General features: G+C 67.2%; 14 protein-coding genes and 1 pseudogene. 6 read left to right on the forward strand and 9 right to left on the reverse strand.

The window, feature by feature from the left end; all coding sequences use genetic code 11:
• Positions 1–17 precede the first annotated feature (17 nt).
• The 6 genes from ACIQ09_RS01445 to ACIQ09_RS01470 are packed head-to-tail and all read left to right on the forward strand — an operon-like array spanning position 18 to position 9,809.
• On the forward strand, positions 18–2,030 hold the full coding sequence (locus ACIQ09_RS01445; RefSeq protein WP_398304997.1) for a TonB-dependent receptor plug domain-containing protein: 2,013 nt from the start codon (positions 18–20) through the stop codon (positions 2,028–2,030).
• A 45-nt stretch (positions 2,031–2,075) separates the two neighbouring features.
• Positions 2,076–2,684 (forward strand): MotA/TolQ/ExbB proton channel family protein, encoded by a 609-nt coding sequence (locus tag ACIQ09_RS01450; RefSeq protein ID WP_398305000.1) that lies wholly within the window; start codon positions 2,076–2,078, stop codon positions 2,682–2,684.
• The gene (locus ACIQ09_RS01455; RefSeq protein WP_398305003.1) at positions 2,662–3,003 is read left to right on the forward strand and encodes a DUF2149 domain-containing protein; all 342 of its coding nucleotides are present in this window, start codon (positions 2,662–2,664) and stop codon (positions 3,001–3,003) included. Before ACIQ09_RS01450 ends, ACIQ09_RS01455 begins: the two co-directional genes overlap by 23 nt.
• Positions 2,987–6,964: a cobaltochelatase subunit CobN gene (locus ACIQ09_RS01460; protein ID WP_398305006.1), complete on the forward strand. Its 3,978-nt coding sequence runs from the start codon at positions 2,987–2,989 to the stop codon at positions 6,962–6,964. The genes ACIQ09_RS01455 and ACIQ09_RS01460 overlap by 17 nt, the downstream gene beginning before the upstream one ends.
• Positions 6,958–8,643, forward strand: a complete 1,686-nt coding sequence (locus ACIQ09_RS01465) for an adenosylcobinamide amidohydrolase (protein WP_398305009.1) — start codon at positions 6,958–6,960, stop codon at positions 8,641–8,643. The genes ACIQ09_RS01460 and ACIQ09_RS01465 overlap by 7 nt, the downstream gene beginning before the upstream one ends.
• The gene (locus ACIQ09_RS01470) at positions 8,640–9,809 is read left to right on the forward strand and encodes a PepSY-associated TM helix domain-containing protein (protein WP_398305012.1); all 1,170 of its coding nucleotides are present in this window, start codon (positions 8,640–8,642) and stop codon (positions 9,807–9,809) included. The genes ACIQ09_RS01465 and ACIQ09_RS01470 overlap by 4 nt, the downstream gene beginning before the upstream one ends.
• 33 nt (positions 9,810–9,842) lie before the next feature.
• On the opposite strand, the gene ACIQ09_RS01475 is transcribed toward ACIQ09_RS01470, so the two are convergent.
• The 9 genes and pseudogenes from ACIQ09_RS01475 to dmpG all read right to left on the reverse strand — a co-directional run.
• The gene (locus tag ACIQ09_RS01475; RefSeq protein WP_398305015.1) at positions 9,843–10,712 is read right to left on the reverse strand and encodes an alpha/beta fold hydrolase; all 870 of its coding nucleotides are present in this window, start codon (positions 10,710–10,712) and stop codon (positions 9,843–9,845) included.
• Positions 10,713–10,722: 10 nt separating this feature from the next.
• On the reverse strand, positions 10,723–11,400 hold the full coding sequence (locus ACIQ09_RS01480; RefSeq protein WP_398305018.1) for a dienelactone hydrolase family protein: 678 nt from the start codon (positions 11,398–11,400) through the stop codon (positions 10,723–10,725).
• Between the two features lie 178 nt (positions 11,401–11,578).
• The gene (locus ACIQ09_RS01485) at positions 11,579–12,016 is read right to left on the reverse strand and encodes a PaaI family thioesterase (protein ID WP_398305021.1); all 438 of its coding nucleotides are present in this window, start codon (positions 12,014–12,016) and stop codon (positions 11,579–11,581) included.
• A 44-nt stretch (positions 12,017–12,060) separates the two neighbouring features.
• Complete coding sequence (locus ACIQ09_RS01490) at positions 12,061–12,480, reverse strand: PaaI family thioesterase (RefSeq protein ID WP_398305024.1); 420 nt, start codon at positions 12,478–12,480, stop codon at positions 12,061–12,063.
• A gap of 1 nt (position 12,481) precedes the next feature.
• Positions 12,482–13,231, reverse strand: a complete 750-nt coding sequence (locus ACIQ09_RS01495; RefSeq protein WP_398305027.1) for an ABC transporter ATP-binding protein — start codon at positions 13,229–13,231, stop codon at positions 12,482–12,484.
• The gene (locus tag ACIQ09_RS01500) at positions 13,228–14,988 is read right to left on the reverse strand and encodes an ATP-binding cassette domain-containing protein (RefSeq protein WP_398305041.1); all 1,761 of its coding nucleotides are present in this window, start codon (positions 14,986–14,988) and stop codon (positions 13,228–13,230) included. Before ACIQ09_RS01500 ends, ACIQ09_RS01495 begins: the two co-directional genes overlap by 4 nt.
• Before the next feature lie 29 nt (positions 14,989–15,017).
• Positions 15,018–16,080 (reverse strand): annotated as a pseudogene (locus tag ACIQ09_RS01505) (branched-chain amino acid ABC transporter permease).
• Between the two features lie 21 nt (positions 16,081–16,101).
• Positions 16,102–17,103 (reverse strand): FAD-binding oxidoreductase, encoded by a 1,002-nt coding sequence (locus tag ACIQ09_RS01510; protein ID WP_398305030.1) that lies wholly within the window; start codon positions 17,101–17,103, stop codon positions 16,102–16,104.
• 5 nt (positions 17,104–17,108) lie between these two features.
• Positions 17,109–17,739, reverse strand: a 631-nt coding sequence (dmpG, locus tag ACIQ09_RS01515) for a 4-hydroxy-2-oxovalerate aldolase (protein ID WP_398305033.1), incomplete at its 5' end; no start/stop codon positions are given.

The following is a 17,739-nucleotide window of genomic DNA, read 5'->3' on the forward strand; positions in this document are numbered from 1 at the left end:
CGAACCGGAGTTTGACCTTGCACGGAATCCGTTCACTTTCCCTCACCCTCGTCGCCTCCTCCCTGGCCGCCGGTTGGGCCCAGGCCCAGGACCCGACCCAGCTGGACACCGTTGTCGTCACCGGGCGCAGGGCCGAAGCCCGCCTCGACGACACCCCCCAGCGCATCGAGCTGGTGAGCCCCCGGGACATCGAGAACACCCCTTCCCAAGAGCTGACCGACGTGCTCAAGAAGCACACCAGTGTCGATGTGATCCAGTACCCCGGCAACCTCTCCGGCATCGGCATCCGAGGCTTCCGGCCCGAGTTCTCGGGCATCAACAAGCGCTCCCTGCTGCTCATCGACGGCCGTCCGGCCATGGCCACCAACCTCAGCCTGGTCAACATGGATCAGGTGGAACGCATCGAAGTCCTCAAGGGGCCCGCGTCGGCCCTCTACGGCTCGTCCGCAATGGGCGGCGTGGTGAACCTGATCACCCGCCAGCGCAGTGGCCCTATCGGCGGCTACGCGCAGATCGCCGCCGGACGCTTCGACACCCACGAGCTGCGCACCGCCATCGGGGGCAGCCTGAGCGAACGCCTCGATTTTGACTATGCCGGCTCGTTGTTCGAACAGAACGCCGACTTCCGGACCGGACAGGGCACGCGACGCCCCAACACCACCTACAGCCAACAGAACCACGCCCTGCGCCTGGGGCTCAAGTTGAGCGATGACTGGCGCATACAGATCAACAACGAACTCTATCGGGGGCGCGACATTGCCACTCCCGGCGACCTTGCCAGCGGCACCAGCTCCCAGACCAACAAGGACATGGACCGTGAGGGCACCGACCTCAAACTGACCGGTCGCGTCGGCGGCCACCAGATCACGGCCCGAACCTTCTTCGGCACCCAGTCCTATGAGCAGTACAAGAGGACCAGCACCACAGCGGCCGAACGACCCTATCTGCCGTTTCGCAGCTTCGCCGAGGAACTGGACTACCGCGGCTGGCAGATCCAGGACCAGTGGACCTGGAACGACCATCTGATGACCGTGATCGGTGTGGATCAGGAGAGCGTCCGGCAGAAGACCTTCGGCTACAACGCCAACGGCACCCGCAAGGCCCCAAGCAGCGCCAACAATGAACGTCGCAGCCTGGGGGTGTATGTCCAGAACACGCTCTACCTCAATCAGGGCAACACCACCATCGATTTTGGTCTGCGCCATGATCGCATCGAGACCGAGACCTTCAGCACGCCCCTGCTGAACAGCTTCACCCCCGGCAAGGCCGACTTCACGACCAACAACCCCAGCCTGGGCTTCACCCACAAGCTCGGAGGTGGCATGCGGGTGCACGGCACGGTGGGCAAAGGCTTCGTGCCACCCTCAGCGCTGGAGCTCACCGGCTCCGCACTCACCATCAAGGCCGGCAAGGACGATGTTCTGGCGGGCAACGCAGGCCTGCGTCCGGAGTCCAGCGTCACCTGGGACATGGGCCTTGAATGGCATGCCGGTGCGTTCTTCACCGACCTCACCGTGTTCCGGACCCGCGTCAAGGACCGCATCACCCGCGTCCAGGTAGGCGAAGACACGGACAACCGCTACTTCTCCTACACCAACGCCAACAGCGCCCGCATGGAAGGGCTGGAATGGAACGGGCGCTGGAAGGCCAGTGACAGCCTCACGCTGAGTCTGGCCGGCACCCATTATTTCCGTCGAACCGAGGAGATCGGCGGAATCCAGAGCGAGATCCGCAACGTCGCCAACAACACGGTGCGCGCGGCGGGTGACTACCAGTCCGGCGCCTGGAGCAGCCGATTTGGCCTGCGTTATGTGGGGCACTTCCAGGACAACGACTGGAACGGCAACAGCGCCAGCATCATTCGCTACGCGCCGTTTGCGGTTGCCGATCTGTCCGTGCGCTACCGCTTCGACCGCCACAGCTCCGTCTCCGTACTGATCGACAACCTGTTCGACCGCTATTACTCCGAGAAGGGTGGCTACCCCCTGGCCGGACGAAACGGCCGCGTCGCCTACCGTCTCGACTTCTGACCGACCCCGGCCCCGCCCCTGGCGGGGCCGGCCTGGAGACTCCCCATGGACCTCATCGTACTGATTGAACGGACACTCTACGAAGTGTCTACTGCACTCTACCTGCCCGTCATCGGCGGCTGCGCCCTCCTCGTGGCCTACATGCCACTGCAACTGGGCATTGCCCTGCACGACGGCTGGCTCCGCAGGCGCGGCCACTTCATGGAACGACAGGCCTTTCTGACCGACCTGTCCCGCCTGCGCAAGGCGGGCCATCCGGCCAGACGCCTCGCCATCGACGTCGAGCGCCTGCTCCAGGCCCACGAGCTGACCCTGTCCCGCCGCCTCGACCGGATCCGCTTCGTGATCAAGGTCGGCCCCGCCCTCGGGCTGATGGGCACCCTCATCCCCATGGGCATCTCGCTGGCAGCCCTTGCCGAAGGCAACATACCCAAGATGGCAGGGAGCATGGTTACTGCCTTCACCGCCACCGTTGCCGGCCTGGGCGCTGGCGTGCTGGCCTATCTGATCGCCCTGTCCCGGGAGCGCTGGGCGCGGGAAGATGTACGCGAAATGGCCCACGCCGCCGAGCTGGCCATTGCCGGGCTGAACGCGGACACCCCAGCGCATCATCTGATGGAGGGGGCCGACGATGCGCTTACTGCAACGGCGTAGGCGCTTTGCCCTGGACGGTGAGGCCCTCGAAGACCCCATTGCCGGCGTCGCCAATCTCTTCGATGCCAGCATCGTCTTCATCGTATCGATGATGATCGCCCTGTTCATGGCCTACAACATGATGGATCTGCTCGACCCGACCTCCGAGGTGACCATGGTCAAGAAGAACGCCAAGGGAGAAATGGAGATCGTCACCAAGCGCGGAAAGGAAATCAAGGTATCGAAAGTCACCGACGAGAAGCTCTCCGGTCGGGGCGAACGCCTGGGCACCGCGTACAAGCTGCCGGACGGGAGGGTGGTCTATGTTCCTGCCGACTAAGTTCCTCGCCCCTCTCTGCCGCGCCACGTTCGCGCTGCTGATCCTGCTCGCGGGCACCGTCGATGCCCGGCCCCTGTCCGTGGTGCTCTTTCCCGGCGACCCTGCCATGCAGACGGCGGTGAACGCGGTCCGCCAACTCCGGCAGGACAAGGCCCTCAAGGATGTGCGCTTCCGGATCGTCTCATCCAGCAGCCCGGGCAAGGACGACATCGATGCGCTCGCCCGGGCCGACGTGGGCCTGATCTACAACATGGGCCGGGAACTCGCCAATACGCTTGAACCCGCCGTGGCCAGCCTGCGTGAGCGCAAAGCCCACGCCTATGCCGTCGGAGCACCCTATGAAGAGGGCGAACAGCGCATCGGCCTGACCCGGGACGAAACCCTGCGGGAGTACGCCCAGGCCGGCGGCGCCGACAACTACGCGGCCATGATCCGTCTCATGCTCGCCCGGGACTTTGATCTCCCCCTCAAGACAGTGCCCCCACGCCCTTTTCCCGCCATCGGCATCTGGGCACCCGGCAGCGGCGAAGTGTTCGACCGTTTCGAATCCTTCCGTGACGCCTATCTCCGCAGTCACCCCGACCGGAGCGACCGGCAGTGGGTGGGCCTTGTCTTCAACCGGGTCACGGCCCAGGCCGGCAGCTCCCTGCTGCTTGATGCCATGATCAAGGCCATCGAGGTACGGGGCTTCAACGTGATTCCGGTGTTCGGCTACCCGTCGGAAATACCGGCAGAGCGCTTCCTGCTGGACGACAGGGGCCGGGCGCGCGTCGTGGCCATCGTCGGGCTGGCACTCAAGATGGGCAACGTACCCGCCAGGACCATTCCGGTCATGCAGCACCTGGATGTGCCCGTCATCAACGCCATCTCCCTATATAACCAGTCCCGCGAGGAGTGGGAGGCCTCCCCCCTGGGCCTGTCGCTGATGGAACGGGCCTGGCAGCTGTCCGGCGCCGAGTTTGCCGGCGCCATTGCCCCCACCGTCGTAGCCAGCAAAGAGCGGTTGAAGGACAAGGAGACCGGCATCGAATACCTCACCGAAATGCCGATCCCGGAGCGCATCGACCGCCTGGCCGACAGGGTACGGAAGTGGGTGAGCCTGCGCTATGAGCTCAATTCCCTCAAGCGCGTCGCAGTGATCTACTACAACTACCCCCCGGGCAAGGAAAACGTCGGCGCGGCCTACCTCAATGTACTCCCCCGCTCCCTGTGGCAGATCCTCGGCCGGCTGGAACAGGAAGGCTATGACACCCATGGGCGCCCGAAAAGCGAAGACGCCCTCTTTGAAACCCTGCGTGAACACGGCACCAACATCGGCAACTGGGCGCCTGGCGCACTCGAGAAGCTGGCCCGGAGCGGCCAGGCGGTCCTGATGCCGGTCGCGGAGTATCGGCGCTGGTTCGACCGTCAGCCGGCGGCCCTGCGGGAAGCCATGATCAAAGCCTGGGGCGAACCCGAGAAATCCACCGTGATGCTGTGGCGCGACCCCAGGGGCACGCCGCACTTCGTCTTTCCCGCCCAGCGCTTCGGCAATCTGGTCTTTGCCGCTCAGCCCTCCCGGGGCTGGGAGGGCGACCCCAAGAAGATGTACCACGACGTCGCCCTGCCCCCTCACCACCAGTACCTTGCCTTCTACCTGTGGCTGCAAAAGGGCTTCAAGGCCCACGCGATGGTGCACGTGGGCACCCACGCCACCCACGAATGGCTGTCGGGCAAGGAAGTAGGCTTTACCGCTGCAGACCCGGGCGAAGCCATGGTGGCCGACGTACCGCAGCTCTATCCCTACATCATGGATGACATCGGCGAGGCTCTGCAGGCCAAGCGGCGAGGCATGGCGACCATCATCTCCCACCTCACCCCGCCCTTCGACCGGGCCACCCTCAACCCGGAACTGGTCAGCCTGCGTGGTCTCATCGACGATTTCGGGGTAGCCGCCCAGAAGAGCGAATCTGCCGCTGCCGCCCGGCTCGGAGAAATCAACACCCTGGCCGGCAAGCTCGGGATCCTCAAGGATGTGGGCCTCAGCCGCCTGGAGAACGCCGAACAGGTGGAGCACCTTGAACACTATCTGAAGGAAGTCTCTGAACAGCACGCTCCGTTCGGCCTGCATACCTTCGGCGTGGCCCCGTCCCAAGCACTGCGGCAATCCACCGCCGCGGCCATCCTGTCCCTCGACCGCAAGCTCGGCGATGCAGAGCGCAGACGCCGGCAAGCCGAGCTGGCCGCCCTGATCGAAAGCAGCGCCGGGGCCGAACTGGACGCCCTGGTGGCAGGTCTGGCCGGCCGCCACGTGGCTGCGGGTCCGGGCAATGACCCCCTGCGCAATCCGGAAGCCCTGCCCACCGGCCGCAACCTCTATGGCTTCGACCCGTCGCGGCTACCCACCCCTGGCACCTGGGACCAGGGCCGGAACCTGGCAGAGAAGTTCATCTCCGACTACAGGCAACGTCACGGCCGCTTTCCCGATCGGGTCGTATTCAACCTCTGGAGCACGGAAGCCATGCGCCATGAAGGCGTGACCGAGGCGGAGATCCTCGCCCTGCTGGGGGTTCGCCCCCGCTGGGACGAACGCGGACGGATCGATGGCGTGGACGTGATTCCCCGCAGCGAACTCGGTCGCCCCAGGGTGGATGTGACCATCGTCCCTTCCGGTCTGTACCGGGACGCCCTGCCCGGCCTGATGCAACTACTCGACGAGGCAGTGAGCCAGGTCAAGGCCTTGCCCGAGGATGACAACCCCGTCCATGCCAATGTGGAGCGCACCCGCAAGCTGCTGGAGGCCCGGGGGATTCCGGCGCCGGATGCCGCCCGTCTGGCCGCCGTGCGCATCTTCACCGAGCCCTCCGGAGCTTACGGCACCGGCGTCGACAACGTCATCCAGGCCAGCAACACCTGGAAGGACGAAAAGGCGATCGCCGATGTGTACTTCAACCGGGTCGGCCACCTGTTCGGTCAGGGCTACTGGGGCGAGCGCCCGGGGGGCGCAGCACTCGCCGTGGACCTCTTCAAGATGGCCCTGAAGGACGCCAAAGCGGCCGTCCACTCCCGGGCCAGCAACGTATTCGGCACCCTCGACAACGACGACGTGTTCCAGTACCTGGGAGCCACGGCGATGGCCATCCGTCAGGTCAATGGGCACACCCCCGAGACCTACATCCTCAATCTGGCCGACGGCCAGGGCGGCAAGCACGAAACCCTGGACAAGTTCATGGGCCGGGAGATGCGCACCCGCTACACCAACCCCGAGTGGGTCAAGGCCATGCTCAAGGAAGGCTACGGCGGAGCCCGCTTCATCATGAAGGTGACCGAACACCTCTGGGGCTGGCAGGTGACCGTGCCCGAAGCGGTGGATGGCGCCAAGTGGCAGGAGATGTACGAGACCTACGTGGCCGACCGCAATGCCCTGGGCGTCAAGGACCGCTTCCGCGAGGCAAAGAACCTGCTGGCCTACCAGGCCATCGTGGACAAGATGCTGGTGGCCATCAACAAGGGCTACTGGCAGGCCGATGTCGATGTTAAGGCACATCTGGACAAAGTGAACCGGGAGCTCATCGCGGAGGCCGGTGTGGCTTGCAACGCCGACTCATGCAGCAGCGAAGCGATCACCGAACTGGCCAGGGCCCAGGACAAGCGCGCCATGGCCGAAGCCCTGGCCATGCCGGCCCCGGGTGCCGGAGGGCGTCCCGCGGGCGGACAAGCCGTTGGGGCACCCCCGGCCGGGTCTGCCTCGGGCGCTCAGAGCGCCAACCCGGCCACATCCCCGGCAGCGCCAGCCAAGGCCGAAGGCAGCTCGACAGCTGACGCACCGCAAGATGTAGTGCAGGGCTATGAAATGAAGGAAAAAGACCCCCTCTCCCAGGCCGTACCACAGCCCGTGGCCTATGCGGCGCTGTTGGGATTTACCGTGCTGGTCGCCGCAGGCATCCTGCTGCGATCACGCCAAAGGAAAACGCGATGCTGAAATGGAGCCTGCGGGCTGGCCCCGCCCTCAAACGAAGATCCACCCTGTTCGCCCTCGGTGGGCTGATGGTATTCACATCTGCCGCCCGAGCCGAAGCACTCCCCCTTCCCGGCGCGGTGTCGGCCGAGGCGCATCTCACGCGCACACAGCGGGACGGACTGTGGGAGAAAACCCTGGTCGTCACCTTTCCCGAGACGCGCCGCCTCCTGTCCACCAGTGACGGCCTCGTGGACAGCCGTGCCGCCATCAACCATGGCGCCCACCCGGAGCTATGGAAAAACGTGTCCACGCGCTTCAATGGCCGGGACGGACGCGGCGGCAAGGCCTACACCGACCACACGCTCAGCGTCACTGCCGCAAGCCTGGGGCTGCCGAAGGCCGATGTCGCCCACATGGCCACGGCCGCCGACATGGACAACCTGGCCATCGTCACCCGCAGCCACGGCCCGCTCACCGTCACCGTGCTGGCCACGGCGGGCGCCAAGAGCAACGCCATCCGCACCGGCGTGGATGAAGGCCGCTACATCGAAGGCGCCGAACCCGCGGGCACCATCAACATCCTGGTCCTCAGCAATGTCCGCCTGACTGACGCGGCCCTGGCCCGGGCGCTGATCACCGTCACCGAAGGCAAGACCGCCGCCCTGGAGGATCTGCAGGTGAAGAGCACCTACACCCCCGGCGTGCAGGCCACCGGCACGGGCACCGACAGCATCATCGTGGTCTCGGGCACCCGTGCGCCCACCGCCAGCTACACCGGCGGCCACAGCCGCATCGGCGAGCTGATCGGCAAGGCCACCTACAGCGCGGTGGTCGAGTCCCTGGGCAAGCAGAACGGCTTCTTCCTGCCGGGCAGCCGGCGCTTTGCGGACCCACCGTCGGCCCTGCCCAAGCCCGCCGGCCATCTGCGCCTGGCCCTCCTCCACCTGGACCCGACGCCAGGCGACATCGCCGCCAACCGTGCGCAGATAGAAGCCGGCGTCCGCGAAGCCGTCCGTCAGGGCGCCGACTGGGTGATCACCCCCGAGCTGGCGGAGACCGGCTACAACTTCGCCAAACGCATCGGCACCAACTGGATCGCCCCCTTCCCGGATACCTGGATGAGCACCCTCGCCGCCATTGCCCGGGACAACAAGGTGGCCCTGTTCATCGGCTTTGCCGAGCGGGATGCACGCCATCACACGCTGCACAACAGCGTCGCCGTGATCGACCGGGAGGGAAAGATCCTCGGCGCCTACCGCAAGCAGCGCGTCCACGGCGGCGCCGAGAGCTGGTCCGTGGCGGGCACCGATGGCCACCCCTTCGTGGTGGATGGCGTGCCCGTGGGGGTGCTGATCTGCGCCGACACGTATGCGCCAGAGCCCGCCGCCCGCCAGCGTGAGCAGGGCGCGGCCCTCCTGATCGTCCCGGCCAACTGGCCACCGGTGGACGGCATGGGGCCGGGCGACGTGTGGGAGCGCCGCTCCCGCGAGACCGGCATTCCGCTTGTCGTCAACAACCGCACAGGGAGCGAGCCGGAGCTGGACTTCACCCACGGCGAAAGCGCCATCGCGGTAGCAGGCCGCCGGCAGTTCAGCTTCAGCACCCCCGCCGGGCGCATGCTGCTGGTGGACTGGAACCGGGCGGACGGCTTCAACCCGCTCACCGGCGTGATCACGCCGGTCCCAAAGGGGGCGCCATGAGGCCACGCCGCCTGATCGCCCTGCTCCACCGCTACCTCGGGCTCGGCCTGATGGGCTTCATCGGCCTCGCTGCGCTCACCGGCAGCGTGCTGGTCTTCGGCCAGGAGATCGACCGGCTGCTCAACCCGGACATCCTCAGCGCCACGCCGCCGACGCCCGGCACCGGGCCCCGCCCCCTTGCCGAACTCGTGGCCGCCGCCACCGCCCACCAGCAGGCCCGGGACGACGGCCCCTGGCAGGCCGTATCCCTGCTCCCACCACGGAGCGGGAACAGCGTCGGCTCCCTGCTCTTCAAGGCCCCCGATCCGGACGCAGAAGGCCGCGGCCGCTTCCACCAGGTACTGGTCGATCCCTTCACCGCCCGGGTACTGGGCGATCGCTCCCGCAGCGACCACGAACTTGACCGTCGCAACTTCATCCACCTGCTCAGCGAGATCCACGGCAAGCTGCTGCTCGGCAAGACCGGCTTCTGGATCATGGGAATCGCCAGCGGGCTCTGGGCGTTGATGACCCTGGTCGGGCTCTACCTGTGGTGGCCGGGGCGCAACAAGCTGGGCCTGGCCCTGCAGATCAAGTGGCAGGCTGGCGCGGCCCGCCTGCATTTCGACCTGCATCGTGCCATCGGCTTCTACAGTGCACCGGTACTGCTGGTCCTGGCCGTGACGGGTGTCTACATGGCCCTGCCCGGCGAGGTCCGCCCCCTAATCGCCGCCCTATCGCCGCTCGATGAGGGCAGGACGCCAAGAGCCGCGCCGTCCGACCGCCCCCCCATCGACGCCGACGAAGCCGTCCGCATCGCCCGCGGGGTCTTCCCCGACGGCAAGCTGCGGCGCGTGGGGCTGCCGCGCAGCGCTGACGACAGCTACGCCATCGGCTTCCTGCTGCCCGGCGAAGTGCAACGCCCCACCACCAGTCGCAGCACCGTCTGGGTGGCCGTTCGTGGCGGAGAGATCCTGCGCAGCCTGGATGCCACCCGCAGCAGCCCGGGAGACAGCTATCTCAACTGGCAGACGCCCCTCCACACCGGTACGGCCTTCGGCCTTCCCGGACGGATTGGCGTACTCCTGGGTGGGCTGTCCACCCTGGTCCTCATTTATGCCGGGCTGCGAATGTGGCTGCGCCGCAAGGCCCCCCGCCTGATCGTCAGGGCACCGCTGGGGACCTGAGCGCAACAAGCCGTCCGCGCCTGAGGACGGCACTCACCCGGCCAGAAAGGCCTCCAGCGCCCGCGCCACCTGCACCGGCTGATCGTGCTGCAGGTTGTGCCCCGAGTCGGCAATGGTGATGACCTGGCGGTCACGGAAGCAGCCGATACGGCGCTCGAATTCCGCCGGGTCGTCACCCATCCGGTCGTCCACAAAGCCCTTGTCAGCGATCAGCAGCAGCACCGGCGCCTCGATCTTGCGCCAGGCCGAAAGGGAATCCTCGATATGGTAGAGGGACGGCCCATGCACCCGGTGCCAGGGGTCGCAGGCCATCTCGATCTGCCCGTCCGGCCGGGGCCGGCTTACCGCGCGGGACAGAAAATCGGCCTGCTCGAGCGTGAGACGCGGATTAACCATACGCAGGCGTCGCGCCAGGGCTTCCGCATTCGCATACGGACGCACCTGCGGCCTCGCCGCCACGGCATCCATCCACTGCACCAGTTGCATCGGCGCATCCACCTCCGGCGGCGGCCGCAGCCCCAGGAAGTCCAGCATGACCAGCCGCGCCACCCGCTGCGGGCGCACCGCCGCATAGGTGGCAGCAATGTTGGCCCCCATGCTGTGCCCCACCAGCGTGGCCGGACGATCCGGCGAGAAATGATCGAGCAGCACGTCCAGATCGGCGTAGTAGTCGGGGAACCAGTACGGCCGGTCCAGCCACTCGCTGGCGCCATAGCCGCGCCAGTCCGGGGCGATGATGTGCCAGGGCTGTTCGAGGGCCTCCACCAGAAACTGGAAGGTCGGCGAGGAATCCATCCAGCCGTGGAGCAGGAAGAAGGTGGGGGCATCCCGCGGGCCCCAGTGGCGCACATGGTGGCGCAGGCCGCGGATGTCGAGGTATTCGGAAGTGCCGGTATCACGCATCGGCCAGACTCTACAGATGCCGTTCCAGGAAGGCCAGGGTCCGGGTCCAGGCCAGCTCGGCCTGGGCCGGGTCGTAAACCTGGGGCCGGGTGGCGTTGAAGAAACCGTGGACCGCCTCGTAGTGATGGATCTCCGGACAGGCGCCCGCGCCGAGCATGGCCTGCTCCAGCGCGCCGGCCGCCGCCGGGGTGCACCAGGTGTCCCGGGTGGCGAAGTGCCCCTGGAAGGGAATGCGGATCTGCGCCGGATCGGCAAAATCCCGGGGCGGAATGCCATAAAAGCACACCGCTGCCGCCACTTCCGGCAGATGCACGGCACTGGCCACCGTCAGGGCACCCCCCATGCAGAAGCCCATCACCGCCACCGGCCCGCTGCCGACCTTCTGCAGGTAAGCCACCGCACCGCGGATGTCCTGAAAGGTTGCGCCGGCAAAGTCGAGGCCATCCATCATGTGACTGGCCTCATCCGGGTCCTGGGTTACACGGCCCCGGAAGAGATCCGGCGCCAGCGCATTGAAGCCGGCCGCGGCGAAGCGATCCACGACACTGCAGATCTGGGCATTGAGCCCCCACCACTCCTGGAGAACCACCACACCCGGGCGGCCGGCACCGGCGTGGGCGAAGTGGCCCTGGCAGAGACTGCCATCGGGGCGGGGAAAGTCGATCAGTCCAGGCGGGGTGGGGTGCATCAATCACTCCTTGAAAAAACGCATATACCGGGCTCTGTGTCGGGGAAACTGCAAGGGCAACTGTAGGGGCGACTTCAGTCGCCCGCGGACTCCGATCAAGGGCATGTCAGTGATCGGCGCGGGGATGGGCGACTGAAGTCGCCCCTACAAGTCGACGCCACAGCGAGGCCTGGCGCCCTTACTTGTACTCGCTCGGCTTGCTGAGCACGGCAGCGGTCATGCGCGAGATGCACACCAGCTTGCCTTCCTCGTTGGTGATGCGCACTTCCCACACCTGGGTGGTGCGCCCCAGGTGCAGGGGCCGGGCTTCGCCGTAGACCCAGCCGCTGGTCACCGCACGGACGTGGTTGGCGTTGATCTCCTGGCCGACGCAGTGGTATTTGGCCGGGTCTACCACGTGGGCAGCAGACCAGGAAGCCAGGGTTTCGGCAAAGGCCACCGACACGCCGCCGTGCAGCGCCCCGGCGGGCTGGCGGGTGCGCGGATCCACGGGCATGCGGCCACGCAGGAAGTCCTCGCCGATCTCGATCAGTTCCATGCCCAGGTGGCCGTTGGCACAGGTGGCACCGCGGGCATTGACTTCTTCCAGGGTGAAGGGGGCAAACCAGATACTCATTGGGGGTTACTCCATCTTGTTGTTGCCGACGCCTTGAGCGCCGGTCAAAGGATCATCTGGGTGCAACGGTACAACACCAGCTGGCGGCCGGTGGCCTCATCGGTGACCACCGCGTCCCACACCTGGGTCGTCCGCCCCAGGTGTGCGGCCGTGGCCACACAGGCGATGGCACCCTCGGTGAGGGTGCCCAGGTGGTTGCTCTTCAGCTCGATAGTGGCGAAGGAGCGGGCGCCGGCCGGCAGGTGCGCCATGGTCGCATGGCCGGTGGTGGTGTCGGCCAGGGCGATCAGGCTGGCCGCGTGCAGGCGCTGGTTGGGGGCCATGTGGATGGGTCGCAGGGGCATGCGACTGCTCGCCCGCCCCTGCTCCAGGCTCAGAAACTCGACCCCCAGAAAGCCCGGCAGGCAGTCTGCCGCATCCCGATTGAGGCTGTCCACGCTGAGGTCGGTGCGCAGGATGCTCATCTCAGTGCTTCGCCCCCAGATAGGCCTCGATCACCTTCGGGTTCTGGGCCAGCTCACTGGCCTTGCCCTCCAGGGTCACGTCGCCCACCTCCAGCACGTAACCGTAGTCCGACACTTTCAGCGCCGCGCGGGAGTTCTGCTCGATCAGCAGGGTCGCCACGCCAGTGTCGCGCAGGTGGGAGATCACCTGAAAAACCTCAGCCATCACCCGCGGAGCCAGCCCCAGGGAGGGCTCGTCGAGCATCAGCACCTTGGGGTCGCTCATCAGCGCGCGGCCGATGGCCACCATCTGCCGCTCGCCGCCGGACATGGTGCCCGCCAACTGGTGGCGGCGCTCCTTGAGGCGAGGAAAGACGGCGTAGATGCCCTCCAGCCCGTCCCGATAGGACCAGCCCGCCTTGCGCCGCCGGTAGGCGCCGAGCACCAGGTTGTCCTCCACGGTCATGGTGGTGAACAGTTCGCGCTTCTCGGGTACCAGGGCCAGGCCTTTGCCCAGACGCAGCTCGATGGCATGGTGGGACACGTCCTGCCCCTGGTAGAGCACCTCGCCCTGGGCCTGCCCCTCGCTGGGCAAGGCCCCCATGATGGCGTTGAGCAGGGAGGACTTGCCCGCCCCGTTGGGGCCGATGACGGTGACGATCTCGCCGGCCCGCAGGCTGATCGAGGTGCCCCGCAGGGCCTCGACCTTGCCATAGCGCACGCTCAGATTGCGGGTTTCAAGAACGGGTTTGCTGCTGTTGTCGGCGCTCATTCGACACCTCCCAGGTAGGCCGCCAGCACGGCTTCATTGTTCTGGATCTCGGCGGGCAGGCCTTCGGCGATCTTGCTGCCGAACTCCATCACCACCAGCCGGTCGGTCAGGCCCATCACGAAGTCCATGTCGTGCTCCACCAGCAGCACCGACATGCCCTCGCCCTTGAGCTGGCGTATCAAGTCGGCCAGGGCCTCCTTCTCCTTCAGGCGCAGGCCGGCGGCGGGCTCGTCGAGGAGCAGCAGCGTCGGATCGGTGCACAAGGCGCGGGCGATCTCGAGGATGCGCTGCTGGCCCAGGGCCAGGCTGCCTGCCGGCGTATGCATGTGCTCCTCCAGCCCCACCCGGCGGATCTGCTCGGCGGCCAGGAACAGCAGCCGGGCTTCTTCATGGCGGTCCAGGCGCAGGGCCGCCGCCAACGGGCTGCTGCGCCCACGCAGGTGCGCCCCCATGGCCACGTTCTCCAGCACCGACAGGTGCGGGATGAGGTGCACATGCTGGAAGCTGCGGCCGATGCCCATGCGCACGATGTGCCGGGAATCCAGCTGGTCGATGCGCTCGCCGCAGAAGCGGATCTCGCCGCTGGTGGCAGGCAGCACCCCGGTCACCAGGTTGAACATGGTGGACTTGCCTGCCCCGTTGGGGCCGATCAGGCCGACCACTTCCCCGGCACGGATCTCGAAGGCCATGTCCTTCACCGCCACCAAGCCACCGAACTGCTTGCGGGCATCACTGACCTCGAGTATCAGCGCCCCGGCCTGGGGCCGGGCCCGGCGCGGCAGGTCGCTGTAGCCATCGGGGGCGATGGCCGGCGCCACCACCTCCGGCTCGGGCGGATGGAACTTTGCCCACACGCTGGCCACCCAGGGCCACAGGCCGTCCCGCGACCACAGCAGGAGCAGCACGATCATCACCCCGAAGACCACGATCTCGAAGTTGCCGTTGCTGCCCAGCAGCAGGGGCAGCAGATCCTGCTGCTGGCTCTTCATCCCGGTCATCACCACCGCGCCGAGGATCGCCCCCCATACGTGGCCGACGCCCCCCACCACCGCCATGAACAGGTACTCGATGCCCATGTGCAGGCCAAAGGGCGTGGCGCTCACCGAGCGCTGCAGGTGGGCGTAGAGCCAGCCCGACAGGCTCGCCATCAGCGCCGCCAGCACGAAGATCAGGATCTTGTACTGGGCGGTGTGGATGCCCATGGCCTCGGGCATGGTCTTGCCCTTGGCCAGGGCCCGGATGGCGCGGCCGGGCCGGGAGTTGAGCAGGTTGAGCACCAGCATCAGGCAGCCCCCCAGGCACAGCCAGATCACCCCGTACATCACCCGCGGCGACGACAGGTCGATGCCGAACACGCTCAGGGCCGGGATGCCCGACAGGCCGTCATACTTGCCCAGGAACTCGATGGTCCCGAACAGGTAATACAGCGACAGCCCCCAGGCGATGGTGGCCAGGGGCAGGAAGTGGCCCGACAGGCGCACGGTGACGCTGCCGATCAGGGCCGCCGCCAGGCCGGACACCACCAGCCCGGCCCCCAGACCCACCCAGGGCGACCAGCCCAGGGTGGTGCTGAGATAGGCCGTGGTATAGGCCCCCAGGCCGACGAAGGCCGCCTGCCCGAAGGAGGTCAGGCCGCCGATGCCGGTGAGCAGCACCAGGCCGAGGGCGACGATGGAATACAGGCCGATGTAGTTGCCGATGGTGATCCAGTAACCCGGTACAGGCAGAAAGGGAAACACGAAAAACCAGCCGAACATCAGCCACTGGAGCTTCTTGGTGGACATCTTCATTCTTCGTCTCCATGGCCGGAAGTCAGCGAACGCCAGGCCAGCACCGGGATGATCAGCGTGAACACGATCACCTCCTTGTACGCACTGGCCCAGTAGGAGGAATAGCTCTCGAGCAGGCCGACCAGCAGCGCCCCGGCCGCCGCCAGCGGGTAGCTGGCCAGGCCGCCGACGATGGCCGCCACGAAGCCCTTCAGGGCCACCACGAAGCCGGTGTCGTAACCCACGGTGTTGAGGGGCGCGATCAGGGGGCGCGATCAGGGTGCCCGCCAGGGTGCCCAGGCCCGCCGCCAGCCCGAAGGCCATGCGCCCGGCCTGGCTGGTGCCGATACCCACCAGCTGCGCCCCCTTGCGGTTGACCGCGGTGGCGCGCAGGGCCTTGCCATACAGCGTGCGGTCGAAGAACAGGTAGAGCAGACCGATCAGGCTGCCCGCCACCGCCATCACCACCACGCTCTGCCCTGACACGGGCATCTCGCCCAGGGCCGTGCTCCACTCGGTAAAGGCGTGGGTGGTCGAACCTTCCGGCCCGAAGATGAACAGCCCCATGCCCAGCATGGCGAAGTGCACCCCCACCGAGACGATCAGCAGCACCAGCACCGAGGCCTCGGCCATGGGCTGGAAGGCGACGCGATAGATCATGATGCCCAGGGGCACGGTGATGGCCAGGGTGAACAGGATCTGCACCGCCATCGGCATGCCCTGCCAGTCGAGGGAATGGGCCAGCAGCCAGATGAACTGGGGGTAGATCAGGTTCTCGATGACGCTCCACATGAGCAGGCGCCGCGGCAGCGGCTTATAGCGCCGCTGACGCAGGGCCGAGCCCAGCTCCACCAGGAAGGTGAGCACGCCAATGCCGATCAGCAGCCAGATCAGCTTGGGAAACTGGCTGCTCTGCAGGGCTGCCACGGTGAGGGCACCGAAACCGATGAACTCCCCCTGGGGCAGAAAGATGATGCGGGTTACCGAAAACACCAGCACCAGGGCCATGGCCAGCAGGGCGTAGACCGCCCCGTTGGTGACCCCGTCCTGGGCCAGGACCGCGAAGATACCGAAATCCATGAAAGTCTCCTCAGGCCCGGTTCAGTTATTGACGACGAAGGCGTCGGCAAGGAAGCGCCCCGCCGGCAACCCCGCCGTGGCGGTGAAGCTGCTGCGCGCCGCGTCGATCATCAGCGGGTTGCCGCAGGCATAGACCTCGTGGGCGGAGAGGTCCGGCAAATCCTCCAGCACCGCCGCATGCACGAAACCACGCCGGCCGGTCCACTCCGGGCCGGCCTCCGACAGCACCGGCACCAGGCGGATGCCCGGGTACTGCGCCTCCCAGGCAGCCACGCTGTCCACCGCATACAGGTCGGCCCACTGGCGGCCGCCCCAGTACAGCACCGCCCCACGGCGCGCCATCTCTGCACCATGGGTCTTGAGCAGCGCGGCGATGGGGGCGTAGCCCGTGCCGGAAGCCAACAGCACGATGGGCGCATCGCCCGGCTGCAGCACGAAGTCGCCATAGGGCCCCTCGATGCGCAGCAGGCCGCCGGCCTTGAGCTTGTCGTAGGCGTGGGTGGAGAAGCGCCCGCCTTCCATGCGGCGCACGTGCCACTCGATGACACCCGCCTCCGCCGGATCGTTGGCCATGCTGTAGCTGCGCTTCGCCCCGTCCTTGAGGATCACGCTGGCGTACTGGCCGGCCTTGAAACTGAAGCCGGCGGCAGGCGGCACCTGCAGGCGGATCACCACCACGTCGTGGGACGGGCGGCTCACGTCCACCACCTTGGCACCGGTGGTGACCACCCGCTGCCCGGGCTCGGCCGGCACCTTGGGCGCGTCGAGCAGCAGCTCGGCGGTGGGCACGGCCTGGCAGGTGCGGCACTGGCCAGCCGGCACGTCGGTGCCGTCCGGACGGGTCGGGGCGTGTTCCACCGCCCCTTCCAGCAGGCCCAGGTGGCAGCTGTTGCAGGTGCCGGTGCGGCAGCTGTGGGGCAGCCAGTAGCCGGCGGCCAGGGCGGCGTCGAGCACCGTCTGGCCCGGCGCACATTCAAAGCTGCCGCCCTCGGGCGACAGCCGGACGAGGAGATTCGTGCTCATGATGCTCAGCCCGCTTCGCTCATGGTCGGGATGGCATGCACGGCGTCGTGCTCATGGCCCTTCAGCAGGTCCAGGGCCACGTCCACGATCATGTCTTCCTGCCCGCCCACCATGCGGCGGCGGCCCAGCTCGACGAGGATGTCCACCGCCTTCAGGCCATACTTCTTGGCGGCCACTTCGGAGTGACGCAGGAAGCTGGAATACACGCCGGCATAGCCCAGGGCCAGGGTCTCCCGGTCCACCCGCACCGGGCGGTCCTGCAGGGGGCGCACGATGTCGTCGGCGGCGTCCATCAGGGTGTACAGGTTGCAGCCGTGGTTCCAGCCCATGCGGTCGGCGGCGGCGATGAAGACTTCCAGCGGGGCATTGCCGGCCCCGGCGCCCATGCCCGACAGGCTGGCGTCCACCCGGTCGCAGCCCTCCTCCACCGCGACGATGGAGTTGGCCACGCCCAGGCTCAGGTTGTGGTGGGCGTGGATGCCGGTCTCGGTCTCGGGCTTGAGTACGTCCTTGAAGGCGCGGAAGCGCTCGCGCACGTCGTTCATCGACAGGGCGCCGCCCGAATCCACCACGTAGCAGCAGGTGGCGCCGTAGCTCTCCATCAGCTTGGCCTGTTGGGCCAGGGCCTGGGGCGTG

Origin of the sequence: Zoogloea sp. (genome assembly GCF_044344315.1) — a bacterium.
Classification (GTDB): domain Bacteria; phylum Pseudomonadota; class Gammaproteobacteria; order Burkholderiales; family Rhodocyclaceae; genus Zoogloea.

What these genes read in the sequence shown, in the direction of transcription:
- ACIQ09_RS01450 (WP_398305000.1), top strand. Translation starts at nt 2,076, where the DNA reads ATGGACCTCATCGTACTGATTGAACGGACACTCTACGAAGTGTCTACT.
- ACIQ09_RS01455 (WP_398305003.1), top strand. Translation starts at nt 2,662, where the DNA reads ATGCGCTTACTGCAACGGCGTAGGCGCTTTGCCCTGGACGGTGAGGCC.
- ACIQ09_RS01460 (WP_398305006.1), top strand. Translation starts at nt 2,987, where the DNA reads ATGTTCCTGCCGACTAAGTTCCTCGCCCCTCTCTGCCGCGCCACGTTC.
- ACIQ09_RS01465 (WP_398305009.1), top strand. Translation starts at nt 6,958, where the DNA reads ATGCTGAAATGGAGCCTGCGGGCTGGCCCCGCCCTCAAACGAAGATCC.
- ACIQ09_RS01470 (WP_398305012.1), top strand. Translation starts at nt 8,640, where the DNA reads ATGAGGCCACGCCGCCTGATCGCCCTGCTCCACCGCTACCTCGGGCTC.
- ACIQ09_RS01475 (WP_398305015.1), bottom strand. Translation starts at nt 10,712, where the DNA reads ATGCGTGATACCGGCACTTCCGAATACCTCGACATCCGCGGCCTGCGC.
- ACIQ09_RS01480 (WP_398305018.1), bottom strand. Translation starts at nt 11,400, where the DNA reads ATGCACCCCACCCCGCCTGGACTGATCGACTTTCCCCGCCCCGATGGC.
- ACIQ09_RS01485 (WP_398305021.1), bottom strand. Translation starts at nt 12,016, where the DNA reads ATGAGTATCTGGTTTGCCCCCTTCACCCTGGAAGAAGTCAATGCCCGC.
- ACIQ09_RS01490 (WP_398305024.1), bottom strand. Translation starts at nt 12,480, where the DNA reads ATGAGCATCCTGCGCACCGACCTCAGCGTGGACAGCCTCAATCGGGAT.
- ACIQ09_RS01495 (WP_398305027.1), bottom strand. Translation starts at nt 13,231, where the DNA reads ATGAGCGCCGACAACAGCAGCAAACCCGTTCTTGAAACCCGCAATCTG.
- ACIQ09_RS01500 (WP_398305041.1), bottom strand. Translation starts at nt 14,988, where the DNA reads ATGTTCGGCTGGTTTTTCGTGTTTCCCTTTCTGCCTGTACCGGGTTAC.
- ACIQ09_RS01510 (WP_398305030.1), bottom strand. Translation starts at nt 17,103, where the DNA reads ATGAGCACGAATCTCCTCGTCCGGCTGTCGCCCGAGGGCGGCAGCTTT.